At 44.8% G+C, this 15,236-nt stretch carries 9 protein-coding genes and 1 pseudogene; 5 read left to right on the forward strand and 5 right to left on the reverse strand.

Annotated elements, in window-relative coordinates; all coding sequences use genetic code 11:
• Window positions 1-130: 130 nt before the first annotated feature.
• The gene (locus tag RIB93_RS11610; protein WP_446372931.1) at window positions 131-2,197 is read right to left on the reverse strand and encodes an AAA family ATPase; all 2,067 of its coding nucleotides are present in this window, start codon (window positions 2,195-2,197) and stop codon (window positions 131-133) included.
• 337 nt (window positions 2,198-2,534) lie between these two features.
• Window positions 2,535-2,792: a hypothetical protein gene (locus RIB93_RS11615; protein ID WP_446372957.1), complete on the reverse strand. Its 258-nt coding sequence runs from the start codon at window positions 2,790-2,792 to the stop codon at window positions 2,535-2,537.
• A gap of 505 nt (window positions 2,793-3,297) precedes the next feature.
• Between RIB93_RS11615 and RIB93_RS11620 the strand changes: the two genes are divergently transcribed.
• Window positions 3,298-4,479, forward strand: a complete 1,182-nt coding sequence (locus RIB93_RS11620; RefSeq protein WP_446372932.1) for an SGNH/GDSL hydrolase family protein — start codon at window positions 3,298-3,300, stop codon at window positions 4,477-4,479.
• Window positions 4,480-4,507: 28 nt separating this feature from the next.
• Here RIB93_RS11620 and RIB93_RS11625 read toward each other — a convergent pair whose 3' ends face one another.
• The gene (locus RIB93_RS11625) at window positions 4,508-5,476 is read right to left on the reverse strand and encodes a glycosyltransferase family 2 protein (RefSeq protein WP_446372933.1); all 969 of its coding nucleotides are present in this window, start codon (window positions 5,474-5,476) and stop codon (window positions 4,508-4,510) included.
• Window positions 5,477-6,466: 990 nt separating this feature from the next.
• Window positions 6,467-6,838, reverse strand: coding sequence for a hypothetical protein (locus tag RIB93_RS11630; RefSeq protein ID WP_446372934.1), 372 nt, complete (start codon window positions 6,836-6,838; stop codon window positions 6,467-6,469).
• 255 nt (window positions 6,839-7,093) lie between these two features.
• Here RIB93_RS11630 and RIB93_RS11635 point away from each other — a divergent pair, with 255 nt between their 5' ends.
• A complete protein-coding gene (locus RIB93_RS11635) occupies window positions 7,094-8,704 on the forward strand; it encodes an adenylate/guanylate cyclase domain-containing protein (RefSeq protein WP_446372935.1) in 1,611 nt (536 codons plus the stop codon).
• Window positions 8,705-8,983: 279 nt separating this feature from the next.
• Here the strand turns inward: RIB93_RS11635 and pyk are convergent, their stop codons facing one another.
• Window positions 8,984-10,768 carry a pyruvate kinase gene (gene pyk / locus RIB93_RS11640; protein WP_446372936.1) on the reverse strand — a complete coding sequence of 595 codons (1,785 nt, stop codon included), beginning with the start codon at window positions 10,766-10,768 and terminating at the stop codon, window positions 8,984-8,986.
• A gap of 302 nt (window positions 10,769-11,070) precedes the next feature.
• On the opposite strand from pyk, the pseudogene RIB93_RS11645 reads away from it, so the two are divergent.
• The 3 genes and pseudogenes from RIB93_RS11645 to RIB93_RS11655 all read left to right on the forward strand — a co-directional run.
• A pseudogene (locus RIB93_RS11645) lies at window positions 11,071-11,631 on the forward strand (CHAT domain-containing protein); the annotation flags it as partial.
• A 337-nt stretch (window positions 11,632-11,968) separates the two neighbouring features.
• A complete protein-coding gene (locus RIB93_RS11650) occupies window positions 11,969-13,090 on the forward strand; it encodes a serine/threonine protein kinase (RefSeq protein ID WP_446372937.1) in 1,122 nt (373 codons plus the stop codon).
• 36 nt (window positions 13,091-13,126) lie between these two features.
• Entirely contained in the window at window positions 13,127-14,866 is a 1,740-nt protein-coding gene (locus RIB93_RS11655) for a protein kinase domain-containing protein (RefSeq protein WP_446372938.1), read from the forward strand.
• The last annotated feature ends 370 nt before the right edge of the window (window positions 14,867-15,236 follow it).

The raw sequence follows: 15,236 nt of genomic DNA on the forward strand, positions 1-15,236 counted from the left end.
CAAGGCGGTTAAAGCTGGAATTACTTACTACGGTGGCTCTCCAGTAATCAGGTACAAATTAACTTTTAATACTGGCGATTCATCCCACGCTCTAATCTTTGATTGAGCGTGGGATGAATCGCCGGGTTAGCTAAAAAACATACTCCACTTCAACAATTTCTGTATATTCAAACTCATTCGGACTCGGTTTGACTAAATCATAGCCAACGCCTCCAAGTTCCATGCGATCGCGATCGCACTCGGGTTTCGGTGAATTGTAAACCAGAACGTATTCTCGACCAATATAGGGTTCCATCTCTTGCGCCACCTCTCCTCGCCATTGAGTCTTAGTGACTAACACGACTAACTGATTGGCTAAAGTGGGCAGGGTTTGGGCAATTTGGCGGCGGTAAATTTCATCCAAACTGCCAAAAGGTGAATCCATGACAATAGGAAAGGTACTACTATCAGGTCCCATCAGTGCCTGTTCTTGAATCCAATCCCGCACCCGATCAATAATTCCGCCAATAAATGACAGGCTGAGAATTTGGTTTTCTCCCGTAGACGCCGCCACGAGTTCTTCGTTTCCAGAGGTTTTTTCCACTAAGGTTAATTCATAGTTCTGATTCAGTTTAGGCAGATAAGGGGTAAACGAAATCCCGGTAAAAATCTCCTGAACTCGCTTTTCTAAAGACGTGCGAAACTGATTATCTAGTCGGGTTCTAACTTCAATTAATCGTTCAATCGCGTCCTGAGTTGCCACAATCCGCCGTTGCGCCAATGCTTGCTTTGCCTGATTCATTTGATGTTTGGAAATTTGCTTGACGATGGCTTGAATGTCAGTGGCTAACTGTTCAATTTGCTGCTGATTTGCTCCCTTTTCTAAGGTTAAATCCCGAAGCGTCACCTCAATTTCATCTAAGCGCTTTTGCAGTTTGCTAATATCTTCATCTGGAAACGTGATCAGCTTTTTTCTAATATCATCCAGTTGGGTTTCAATGCGCGAGAGTTCGGATCGTTCTTGAGAGAGGATCATCTGTTGCTGATCTACTTCTGCCCAAAAATCGGGAATTTGCCGTTCAATTTCACCAACCTGTACCCCTAAGCGAATCGCGGTTTCTTCCACATCGGCTAATCCCGCTTTATCCATCCAAGCCGCAACCTGTTGATAGGCTGGGGTTCCTTCCTGTAGTTGAGTACCACAAATACAATGCTGACTGTGCAGTAAATCTTGGACAAATTGCTGTTTAATGCCAACCGGAAGTTCGCCGCGCGATCGCAAGTCTTCGACAATGGACTGAAACGCTGCGATCACGGGGGATAATAATACAGTATAGCTGCGTGTAGATAGGGCGCGTTTAAGGTTATCTTTTGCCTGTTTAAGCTGGTCTCGATGTAATGTTTGTTGTGCTTCTAGTTCATCCCGTAGCTGTTGCAACTCTTGAGCGCCACCGAGTTCTAATAAGCGACTACTCAAGGTTTGCTTTAATTCATCGTGGTGGGCTAATTCCTGCTCGATTTCGACTTGACGATTTACTAGATTGTGACTTTTTTGCTCCAGTTGCTTTTGTTCTTTGAGTAGTTTTTTGGTTTGTGAATCGCCAATCAAGGACAACTCGGCTTCCAAGGTTTTTCTGGCTTCCTTGAGATGCTTAATTGATCGATTTAACACCTCAACGCCAAGCAATGTCTTCGTCGCTTCCGCAATGTCGGCTTTTTTATCAGATCGGGCAATTTGCTCGATGCGTTCTCCATCAAAGAAGAAGTATTGATGTAGGCTTGCTGGTAAGATACGCCCAATGATATCTTCTGGCAGTTGTTGCGGTAGCAGCCAGCGACCATCATCATCGGCAATTTGCAGGTATAATTCGCTTTTACCCTGTTCCACGCCCGCTTCTGTCTTGTAAGCGCGGCAGAGTCGCTTTGCCTGATAACGCTTATTCTGATGCTCAAACCCAATTTCCACCCAACATTCTACCGATTCCTTTAGGGCGGCTTCACTAATTGCCCGTTTGTTGACCAGTTGTTCTTGAGACGCAAACGCCGCCGTGAATTTCTCGTACAGAACCCAGGTGAAGCCATTTAATAGGGTCGTCTTTCCAGCACCATTGTTACCATGAATCACCGTCGTATTGCGATCGCCAGTTGCCAGAGTTATTTCGGGTGTCTTCCCGTAAAACTGGCGAAAATTGCACAGCCGGATTGACCTCAGCTTCATCTGTCTTCCCCCGTGGAGACCCCCACTGAACCTGTATCTAGGTCAGGGTCAGTGGCGGGAGGAAACGGGGGATATTTTCTGGGGTTCAATACCCCGAAAATATCCAACTTAATTTGCGTATGAATACCCATCCTTAATGTCCTGATTGCCCTTTTTCTGATTGCTTTTGAACTTGTTAGACCTAACGCAGTACCTCCCAAATGGTTGTTTAACATTAGATGACAGAGCAACAAACTGGCGTCGTATTTGTAGGTGTCTTGACTCAAAAAACGGAGTACAAAAGTACTTAGACTGGTCAACTAGGGCTTTCTTTCAAGCCCCCACTGTACCCCTAGGGTCAGTGGTGGGTTGTTGACTGCACTTCTTCCTTGACAATTCTCAAGATGTCATCATTGATATGGCGGGGGGTCTTCATATAAAGTTTATCTTTTTCGGCTTGCAACACTCTCTCTATAATCTGACGTACCTCTGGCGACGCACTGGTAATGGGTTCTTGTACGTCAAACAGCGCCGCATTTCGATTATAGGCGGAACGCTTTTCCGATAAAATTCTGGAGATTGCTTGAGTGGCTATGTCCGGATATTTAAAAGTCATCATATCGGGGGTTGACGGAAATTAAACTTGTTATTATAATTCATCGCTTTACGTTTATCTTGAGAGAATTTTTAAGATTTGTGTTGCGCTTACAGCTTTATTAAGATAATCTAATATATAGTTTGTTTAAGCAGGGTGTTTATTGGTAAAGAATTATGCATTTATTTAAACAATCGCCACCTCGTATCTTTTTAAGGAGTAAAATTGAAAACTGACTTGAGAACTTTGCTCATATTCGGTAATTTGTACAGAGTACGGATATAGGATATTGGGTAAGACTCAGTAAAACTTCTTGATCATCACCCTTTACCTTTTATTGATATCACTCTCTACTATAACAATCCCAGACCTCATGGTGGGTAGGCTGGGTAGGTTATAACCGCATCAAGATTTATCAAAATCGTCTGCATACAAACCCATTGAGGCACAGAATATCCCTCGGTTTTCCAGGGAGTCTATGCCACACCCTCATTGTCCAAATTAGCAACAACTGTAAAGACCTCTCATGAAAAAACCAATTATCGCCCTCGGATTTACTGTATTTTCGTTCATGTTGCCCACAGAGGCTTTAGCGGCTACATTTAGCAAAATGTACGTCTTTGGTGATAGTCTCTCTGATCCGGGTAACATTTTCAATGCCACAACCGCTGCCAATATCCTACTACCTGAACAAAATGAAATACCGATTGAACCTCCTGTTCCCCCCTACGATGAGGACGGACGTTTTTCTAATGGTCTAGTCTGGAGCGATTATTTGGCAGAGGATTTGGGAATAAACCTGATCCCCTCTACGGAATTATCCGTGCTGTTTCCCGGTTCTAATATACCTTCCCCGATCGCATTTACTGATGACGGTCAACCTCAAGTTAGCCCATATTTTAATGGTGCGACGGCGACCAACAGCGTGAACTTCGCCTTCGGTGGGGCTCAAACGGGTACCGAAGGGGTTGGTGAGTTGGGTGGACTGATACCGGGAATGTTAACTCAGGTTGATTGGTTTGAAGATGATCTAGCCGCAGCAGGTCAACAAGCCGATGAGGATGCACTTTACGTGATTTGGGGAGGTCCTAACGATTACCAGCTTGTACCCGACCCTGACCCGATGGAAACAGTAGGGAATTTAGCTGAAGCGGTACAAACACTCTATGATTTAGGAGGGCGTAATTTCCTTGTCCCTAACTTGCCAGATTTGGGTAAAACTCCTCGGGCACTGAGCATGGGTGATGAGATATCCATGAATCTTAGCTTATTATCTCAAACCCATAACACTCTATTAGACGCAAGTCTTGATAATTTGAGCCAATTGAATAACATCAATATTGCACAGCTTGATGCTTTTTCGCTCCTGAATAAAACCATCGCCAATCCCGAAGTCAAGGGTTTCACCAATGTTACCGACTCTTGCATTCATCCCCTCAAGGATGACGGTAAATTAGATGGAACACAAGAGTTTGAAGTCTGTGATAACCCAGATGAGTATTTGTTCTGGGATGGTATTCACCCAACCACAGTTGCCCATGCACAACTCGCTGACGATGCTCTAGAAGCCCTAGATTCAGAACCCCAGTCGGTTCCTGAACCGGTTTCGTCCGCCGCATTTGGATTGTTAGGACTCGGTTGGTTCGTTCACAAGAAATTTGAAAAATCCCAGCCGAACTCTAAGACAAAAGAGAAGAGTTTCAAGTAATCGTGTAGAGACGTTGTAGCCAACGTCTCTATATTTCAGAGAATAAAGGCATTTGCTTGGGTCTTGGTTCTTGGCAATCTTGCTGGGACGTTTGATAAACTTTGCGAGCGTAAATAACTTGAGTTAAAAGGTGCCAACCTTTCCGAGAAAACAAAGCGGGAAATAACAGGGGAAGCGCCTGAGCAAATTTCCCTTGCTTGAAGCCCACTAAACTCCAGTACAACGTCAAAAAATCCTGAATATCTTGCAACGAGGGTAGAGAATCACGATACTTTGGATGGACAAATTTATAAATTTTTTCTTTAATCGAGATATGCTTTTGCAGGCGCTGTTGGAGGGAAAACTTGAGATGATTCCCTTGATGCCATAACGTCCGGTAGGCGAGATGCTGATTCACTAAGATGGCATCTCCATATTGGGCAATTTTCACCCACGAGTCAATATCATCGTAGTTCACTTCAAAGCTGGAATCCCATCCCCCGGATTTGACAAAGGCATCTTTGCGAAAGGCAACTTGTACAGGTGTCCCAAAGGGCAGTTGCTCTAAAAGCATCCGATAATGGATCTCAGACTGAGGCACATAGTTAATCGGAGCATTTTTAATTGGTTGAGTACGTGATACTTCTTGACCCTTTTCGTTGACTTGTATCGCCTGAGTTGAACAGAGAACCGCTTGAGGATATCTGGCGATCGCCTTAGTTAATTCCTCAATACAATTGGAGGCAAGATAGTCATCATCGTCAATGGGTTTAATCCAATCCCCTTGCGCTAGCTTAACGGCGGCGTTCATCGTGGCGCAATGTCCCACGTTAACCGGATTGCGGTGATAAACCACGCGATCGCCTAAACTATGGATGTATGCCTCTGTACCATCTGAGGAACCATCGTCAGCAACAATCACTTCACAGGGTAACGTTTGTGCCAATGCTGATTCAACGGCTCGTTTTAGCAGAGACAAACGGTTGTAGGTGGTGATGACAATCGTAAATTTAAACACAATGTTAAGATCCGCCTCGACTTATAGACCATTATCTAACAGGTTTTCTTAAATTCCCATAAAGCCAGGATAAAGATTTAGGTATTTTCCACAATACCTATTGATACCCATACTTAAGTGCATTTATCTATCTACGGGAAATTACTGATATTTCAACCATTAAATAATAAACTTATCCTTTTTTGACTCAAGTGGCATCCGCCATTTTACGGAAAAAATCAGAAAGAAGACTTAATTGACCTCCTGTTCTTCATTCAATTGCGATCATGAGTACCAGGGAAGAGGGAAGACCTCGGCTTACCTCGACTTACTTCGGACTTCGGCGTGAGCGCGGCAACTGAGCCTGTCGAAGTTCAGTCGAACGCTTCGCTCAGTAACACGCTCGGTAACACGCTCGGTGCGTCACAGGGAACCGTAAGGATTGCAAATAACCCATGGATTGAGGAAAAAAAGTAACGAATTTAACCTAAAATACAATAAAGGGGGTTTTGATCATGCGCTTTATCCCTGATTACTCCCGTCTGGCACGTCCAGAGCAACAACTTGCCAGGGATGCAAAAATCTTGTCGGCTCTCTTCGGAAAATCTCGGAGACTCAATCATGAAAGTATTCACACCGATTGACATGACTGCTACGAGTTCTTTAAGACTTGAAGCAATTCAACACTATATCTTAGAAAAATTTCATAAATTTATAATGGCTCCTCTAATACAATTCTGGTGCTTCAGCAGTTATTATGGAGCGTTTATTACCCAAACAAATTTTCCAGAGAAATAATAATATAAGTAAATTAAGCTGTTCGGCATTTAAACCTTAATGTCAATAATGGTGAAAGCCGTGTAGTGCGTTTAGCGAAGCCATGCCGCAGGCTTTGCATCTTGCTCGCTACTAATACCCAATTTAAATGCATGACAGCTTAACCCTAACAACATCTTAATTGGCAGGGCAAGTATTTTTGGTTCGACCCTTCCCGATCCAACCTGGCTCTGGTTAACTAATTTCGATCCAACCGTTTTCTTCGTTTCCCGTTACCGTTAATTGAGTATCTTTTTGCAAAACAGTCCCCGTTTTCTGGCGTCCAGATAACGAGCGTAAATTAGTGGGTGTGGTAACAATGACGTAACTCTGGGCGGGTTCAGGTTCAGGTGGATGGGTTGTAGGTTCAGTTTGAAGTTGATTCTGGGTGAGTTCTACGGTGTTTTGTGGCGTCGTTGGCGATGTTGATAATCGGTTAATCCCCAAAATCGCGATCGCGCCTAGAGTAAACACACCGACACCGATTAATATGGATAAGGTGCAAGGCGAGTGAGTAATCGGATTCGGGTGAGATGAGGAACTGACTGGCGATCGCGAACGATTCACCGGAGCAACCGTTATTGTCTAACGTTGGTCTAGTAATGTGCCTATCATTATAATATTGATCGCTGCCCGGGCGTAAACGTTTAGCCGAATCAGTTTTTCACCGCAGAAGCTGTGAGATCCGGATCGTGGGGGTTTTATCTCATTCGATCCGAACGGCGGGTGTTCCTAAATCAATGCACTAAGATTAATCTACGGGATTAGGATTATCGAAAAACGTTTTGCGCCCCATATTCGCTTCCAGGACGTATCTTAAGTATGGCTGAACTCAAACTGCGCCTGCACCAAGGAAAAACCGAAAAAACGGTGACAGTAAATCAGGATGTATTTACTATTGGTCGCTTACCGGAGTGCGACCTAACCTTACCCTACGAAGGGGTATCCCGATATCATGCTCGGCTGTTGAAAACGGCAACCGACAATTGGATGATTAAGGATATGGGGAGCAAAAACGGGACGCTACTGAACGAACGTCAGATTACCTCGCCGCAACTGGTGAAAAACGGAGATGTGATTTGGTTCGGGGATGTCAGCATTGTGGTTATTTTAGCGGCTCCGTCTCGACGAACCAACACCGTCCCACCAGTCGAACAGATACCCGCAGAAGCCACTATCCTTCGCAGTGTTAAAGAATTGCAACAGCAATGGATACAAGCGAAAGATAAAGGGGATGAGCTTAGCGTCAAGGAAACAACCATTGCTCGGCTTAAGGACTTGGTTGAGATAGCCAAGGGTTTAAGTGGGGCTGAATCCATCGAAGCCATTTTCTCACGGGTCAAGGATGTGGTCTTTCGCTATCTTGAAAGCATCGAACGGATTGCTTTATTGGTCGATGTAACGGGTTCACGGGAATTAGAGTTACTCAATGCCGCATCCAGAAACGTCAATCAGCAGCAAAGTTTAGCCGAGTCCAGCCATTGGATTAGTCGGAGTATCTGTCAAAAAGTCTTTACTGAAAAAGTCGCGATTCAAACCGCCGATGCCCAAGCTGACCAACGCTTTGAGGGAGAAGTCAGTATCCTGTACAAAGGAATTCGCAGCGCGATCGCGGTTCCCCTTTGGGATGAAAATAAGGTAGTTGGCGTATTATATGCCGATGCCCATCACTCGTCAACCCATTGGACGCAAGAAGGCGAAGAAGACCTCAGCTTTTTTTCCACCTTAGCCAATCTGGTCGCATCGAGTGTACAACGCTGGCTCTTGACCCAGAAACTCACCAGCGAAGAAATGATTCGCCAACGGTTAGAACGCTATCACTCCCCCGCCGTCGTTCAACAACTCATTGCCTATAAAACATTACCCGATGGTCGTTTACCCGTCGCCGAAAGCGAAATCAGTATCCTATTTGCCGATATTGTCGGCTTTACCGCGCTCTCAGAACGGTTAAGTCCAGTCCAGATTGCTCAATTGCTGAATAGTTTATTTGAGGAGATGCTGCAAGAACTCTTTGCCTTTAATGGCACCCTCGATAAATATATTGGCGATTGCATTATGGCATTTTTTGGCGCTCCCGAATCTCAACCGGATCATGCTGACCGCGCCTTGGCGACTGCGAAGGGAATGCTGAATCGTTTAGATAAACTTAATGGCGATGGAGTATTACTAGAACCTTTACAATTACGGATTGCCGTGAATAGTGGCAAAGCCGTGGTGGGAGATGTGGGCAGTTCTCAACGGGTCGAATATACCGCCTTAGGCGCAACCATTAACCTGGCGGCGCGAATGGAAGCGATTTGTCAGCCTGGGGAATGTGTGATCAGTGAAGATACCTATGCCTTACTGACGCACAAGCAAGGCTTGAAATTAATGGACGAGTATCGCTTCAAAGGGATTGATCGACCTGTACAAGTTTATCAAACCCAGCGATAGTCTGGAATAGATGTACAGGGGTAGGGTGGGTTAGGCGGTATTTTCACAGAAGCAATCGCCCTTCAGTGAACCTATCCGCCGTAACCCACCGATGTTAACTCGAAGGTGTGTTAATTCAATTGGTCAGGGCGGGTTTTGTACAAAGGTGATCATCAATCGCGAAACCCAAGTCCCTAAACCCGCCCCTACACCACCATCTCAGGGCGGGTTTTGTACAAAGGTGATCATCAATCGCGAAACCCAAATCCCTAAACCCGCCCCTACGCCACACGGTAATTATCACACCATGACCGCCCCACTGCTACTTGGACTCGCTGCCATCGCCCCAGAATAGACTAAACCGCGCTGGGTATCCAGGGTGATAATCGCCCCATCCCGAATCCGCTGAGTCGCATTTTTCACGCCGACAATCACCGGAACTCCCAAGCGCATTCCAATCACCGCCGCGTGGCTGGTTAAACTATCTTCCTCCGTCACTACCCCTGATGCTTTACGCATGGTATCAACAAAATCCGCACTGGTTGACGGAACCACCAAGATTTCGCCCGGATTAAAGTTATTCACCTCTGCCGCACTATAGGCGACCCGCGCTAAACCACTCACTGACCCTTTACCAATGCCAATCCCTTGACCCAGTACAGCCGTGACCACTTCCACTTTAATTAAATCCGTGGAACCCGGCACCCCTTGCAATGTCCCTGCTGTCATCACTACCAAATCCCCCTCAGCGACAAGCTGCTTTTCCTGGGCGACATTAATTGCGGCTTGGAAGGTTTGACCCGTTGACGGTAAATCCAGCACCAATAGGGGGCGAATTCCCCACACCAGTTGCAATTGTCGCGCCACATCGACGTGGGGTGTTACTGCCAGAATCGGAGTTGAGGGGCGAAACTTAGAGACATTTCGCGCAGTGGAACCCGTTTTAGTTAGGGTCATAATTGCACAGGCTTGTAACTGTTCGGCAATTTGACCCACCGCCTGAGATATCGCATTGGGAATTGAACGGCGGGTATCTTCCATATTCCGCACAATTTCCTCTTGTTCGATACGGGTGGCAATTTTTGCCATCGTGGAGACGGCTTCTACGGGATAGTTACCCACGGCGGTTTCATTGGACAGCATTACCGCGTCGGTGCCGTCTAAAATGGCATTCGCTACATCGGAAATCTCTGCACGGGTAGCGCGTGGAGAGTTGACCATGCTATCCAGCATCTGGGTGGCGGTAATCACCGGAATTCCCAGACGATTGGCGGTGGTAATCAGCCGCTTTTGTAAGATAGGCACATCCTCAGCCGGTAATTCTACCCCTAAGTCACCCCTCGCCACCATCACCCCATCAGCGAGGGAGAGGATAGCCTCCATTTGTTCAATGGCTTCGTGCTTTTCAATTTTGACAATAACTGGAACATCTTTCCCAGCACTGGTAATCAGTTCTTTGATTTCCAGGACATCCTGGGGATTACGCACAAAGCTAAGGGCAATCCAATCGACCCCTTGGTCTAAGCCAAACATCAAATCCCGGCGGTCTTTATCCGTGAGGGCGCGAATGGAGAGGTAGACCCCTGGAAAGTTGACCCCTTTGTTATTGGAAAGTTTACCACCGACAACGACCCGACAATGTAAGGCGCGTTTCTCTCGATTAATCTCTTCCACCTGCATCTCCACTCTGCCATCATCTAAGAGAATCGTGGCATTATTAGGGACTTCATCAGCAAGGGGTTGATAGGTGACAGAACTGATCTCCTGAGTGCCGATTAGAGGTTCACTGGTTAAGGTGAAGCGATCGCCTCGTTCTAGTGTAATCGAACCGTTCTCAAATTTGCCTAAGCGGATTTTCGGTCCTTGTAAGTCTTGCAGGATACCTACGGGTTGATTCAGTTCAAAGGCGGTTTGGCGAATCAGGCGGATGCTACGCTGATGGTCATCATGAGTGCCATGGGAAAAGTTGAGCCGTAACGTTGTCGCACCTGCTTTAATCAGATCTCTGAGTATCTCTGGATGACTGGTAGCAGGACCAATCGTGGCTACAATCTTGGTTCGACGCCGGGATGTGTACAGTTGCATAAGCAGAAAACGGGATGAGTCAGTAGGTGGGAGTAACGTTAACGGCGAGAATTGTCATTTGTCATTTGTCATTCGTTATTCGTTATACTCGTGGGCGCACGCCATGCGCCCCTACATATCGCTAGAAGCACGCTATGTCCTTTGTCTTAAATGGGTCAGCGAAAGTAGAGATACATGATTGTATCGCTGTCCTTTGTCATTTGTCATTTGTCTTTTGTCATATTGGTAAGGATTAGTGTCGAGACGCTCCCTTTCTCCACTCTAGCCATCATGCCACATCGAATCCTGCACAACCTCTAAACTCTTATTTAGTATTAGGGGATGGTTCCCTAACCCTGAGTCAACTCATCAGCCCCGGTTGGCGAATGCCCGATTTATCCGATGTATTTGCCTGCTGCTGCGAAGTTAATTTTAGTGTTAACGAAGTTACCGATGATTTACTCAGTTTAGCCACCGGATTTCTCTGTGCTGGAGCCAGGAGTGTAGTGAGTACGCAGTGGTCGGTAGAGGACTTAGCCAGCGCCCTATTAGCGATTTTTTACTACAATTTCCGTCAGGCGGGGATGAGCCGTTCTCAGGCGTTACAGCAGGGGCAGATTAAATTGCGGAATTTAACCGGAGAGGAGTTTGCCAGGAATTATCAAGGGGAGATGGGCAAGTCGTTGCAACAGCAGTATGATCAGGCGATGACTCGGCGGAATGATGCCAACGTTAAGGGTGATGTGGCTGAGTGCCAGAAGTGGCAGGATTTAGCGGATAAAATTCAGGTACAACAGCAGCATTTGCAGTCGTTGGCGCAGGAGAAACAGCCTTTTTCTCATCCCTATTATTGGGCTGGTTTTGTCTCTCAGGGATTGGCTTGAGAATGGTCATTGGTCATTGGTCATTTGTCGTTTGTCTTACTCGCTCCCTGGAGGATAAGCTGTCATGCATTTAAATTGGGTATTAGTAGCGAGCAAGATTCAAAGCCTCTCCCAATAAAAAAATATATTCCGCTTCCCTCTCCTTGTAGGAGAGGGCTAGGGAGAGGTTTTCCACATCCCCTTATGAGTCACATATATCAATGGTTTCGGCGCTTCCAAAAGGCTAGCAAAAAATTGGTGTAGAGGCGAGACGTTCCATGGAACGTCTCTACAAACTGCATAAGCTTCCTAGATTCAGAGATAGCTCTGAGTAACCCCATTCTGGAAGCGCCCTCCTATGCTAAAAGCCAAACAACTCTTACAGAATCGCTACCAACTACAACAATGTTTATCCCAAAATGCGGGGCGTCAAACCTGGCTAGCTGAAGATACCACCCAAACACCACCACAACAGGTAATCGTCAAGCTACTGGCGTTTAGTCCTCAGATGGAGTGGGACGAGTTTAAACTCTTTGAACGTGAGGCGCAGGTTCTCAAAACCTTGAACCATCCCCGCATCCCGAAACATCGGGATTATTTTTCCTTAGATGAACAGATGGGTCAAGGATTGTGCTGGTTTTGTTTAGTACAGGATTATATTCCCGGTCAATCGCTTCAGCAATTACTTAATCAGGGAAAGCATTTCACACTCGCTCAGGTACGTTCCATCGCGATTCAAATTTTAGAGATTTTGAGCTATTTACATGGGTTGAATCTACCTGTACTGCATCGCGATATTAAACCCAGTAATTTAATTTTTCAAGAGGATGTCGATGCGGCTCAAGGTGCATCTGTCTATTTAGTTGATTTTGGCGCTGTTGCTGACCCCACTGTAGTTGAAGGCGTCACGTTTACGGTTGTCGGTACAGCAGGTTATGCCCCCCTCGAACAATTTTGGGGTAAAGCAGTTCCCGCCTCAGATTTATATGCGTTGGGCGCTACATTAATTCATTTATTAACGGGGACAGCACCCGCTGATTTACCTCAGCAAAATTTACGTATTCATTTTCGCGATAGGGTCAGTTTAAGTCCTAGTTTTGTGAATTGGCTGGAATCCCTGACTGATCCAAATTTGGAGCGGCGATTTAATTGTGCGTCTCAAGCTACATCCACACTCAATAATCTTAATCGATACTATTTATATAAAAATCATCGTCGCATTGATCGAAATAAAGTTTTGGTTAAACCATCCTTGACAATATTCTGGTCATGGATAATTAAAATATACATTGTACTAGGTATTGCCGCGTCGCTCGTGATTCCATTTATGATGTTTTTTAGTACAATGATAGGATTTTGTATGCAAGAATGTCGAGCCGGAGAAGGAGTTCTCATGTTTTTAATGATTCCTTTTTTTATTGTGACATCAGTGCTAACCTGCAAAATACTAGCAGAATCATCTAAAAAACAAGTCAAATAAATTAAACATTATTTGATTAAAGCAGGAGGTAAAAACATGAAAACAACGAAATATGTTTTAAATAAACGCTATCAACTCCGAGAAAAAATTAGCGAAAGACCGAGTCGTCAGACTTGGCGAGCCCTTGATTTAGCATCCGAATCTAAACGAAAATTAGTTATTATTAAATTACTCCCCTTTAGTCCTCAGATGCAATGGGAGCATCTCAAATTATTTGAACGGGAAGCTCAGGTACTCAAAAATATCAATCATCCCCGGATTCCTCGCTATCTCGACTATTTTTCAGTGGACGAGGAAGATGGTACTGGATTACGTTGGTTTGCCTTAGTACAAGAATACATTCCTGGTCAATCGTTACAACAGTTGCTTGATCAAGGTAAGCGTTTTCCCGAACATCAAGTCCGTTGCTTGGCTGAAGAGATTCTGACTATTTTAACCGACTTGCATGAACTGAGTCCCCCTATTATCCATCGCGACATTAAGCCAAGTAACCTAATTTTAGGAAAAAACAATCAAATCTATCTAGTTGATTTTGGTGCGGTGCAAGATAAAGCTAAAGCTGAAGGTGTCACGTTTACTGTCGTCGGAACTAGCGGCTATACGCCACCAGAACAACTCTGGGGGCGTGCTGTACCCGCCAGTGATCTTTATGCCTTGGGAGCAACATTAATTCATCTATTGACAGGTATTGCTCCTGCTAATTTACCGCAATCTGATATGCGACTGGACTTTCAGACAAATATTCAAGTTAATTTAAATCATGTTTTTGCGAAATGGCTTGAGATGATGACTGAACCAGCGCTAGAAAAACGGTTTCCTCAAGCCAGAAAAGCTAAATCAGCATTGCTAGAAATTGATGCAATTCGTCGAGAAATAATTGCTAAAACTGTACAAAATATTCACCAAAAAAATAGACGTAAATCTCGCCATCTACGTCTCTTCGTTTTAATAACACTTCAGTTTAGTATTACTGCTGGGGTTGTTTTTGGCTTAATCTTGCCCACATTCAAGAAAATAGATACAGAATACTCTGAATCAGAAGCACAAGATTATGGTGGTTCAATGAATCGAGCACAACAATCTTATTTCCGGGATAAAGATGAATTTTCTGATTCCATGGATGATCTTGGTTTAGGAATAGCAACGGAAACAAAATCTTACATCTATTCAACTCAGGCTACTCCCTTATATGCTTTTAACTATGCAATTTCTAAGAAAAGTTACCTTAAAGGCTTTGTTGGCGGTGTATTCTTAGGGAAACCCAAACCGGATACCAATAAATTAACAACAGTAGTAATTTTTTGTGAGTCGAAATATTCCGGAAAAACACCTCCTGCTGATCCAGTTGTAAAAAATGGTGTACTAGAATGCGGAGTGGGGACAACAAGAGTAGATTCTGATTATTCAGAAATGTCTACGACTTTGGGAGAAGACGGAAAAATAATTTATGAATCGTTAAATTATGCCCAAAATAGCAAATATACCCAAGCGCTAAATAGGGCTAAAACCATACAAAATGACGTGGCGAAAGATAAGGCATCCGCTGCCATTATACACGAGTTAATAAAAGCCAAACAGTATGAACAAGCCATTCACGTAGCTAAAACCATTGAAAACTTCTGGGTAAAAGTCAGTACCTTGGATACAATCGTGCGCGAGTTAGCGGCTGCGGGTAAGTCGGATCGTGCCATGGAAATCGCTGAAACCATCCAATCGTACTATGGTAGTAGGGAGAAAATGTTAGACGCGATCGCGAACTATGAAAATTCTCAGTAAGCAACACCAGCCAAGTTTACATTACCCTAAGCCTCTTCCTTCTGAAAGAGAATTAAGCCCTGAACTCAAGCCCTGAACTCAAGTACTCGAAGAGAAGCCGCTCCGCGTCTACGGGCTAAAAGCTTAAACCCGTTAAAACGGGTTCATATTATGTCCGGTCAAACACCTCTGAATAAAACGCCTGAAACCTTGGTTTTTACCGCATTGCAATTATGGGCAATCGTCAGGACATGATATCAAAGGCTTCCCCAGTAAGCTTTAGCTTACTTTAGCTTTAAGCCGGAAATTTATTTCCAGGCTCTTAATGTTAGCGACATTCTACAAAGAGGCGAGAAATAAGCCTATACAGCGATCAATGAAACGGGAAGGA

The sequence above is a fragment of the Coleofasciculus sp. D1-CHI-01 genome, assembly GCF_040218875.1.
Lineage (GTDB): Bacteria > Cyanobacteriota > Cyanobacteriia > Cyanobacteriales > Coleofasciculaceae > Coleofasciculus.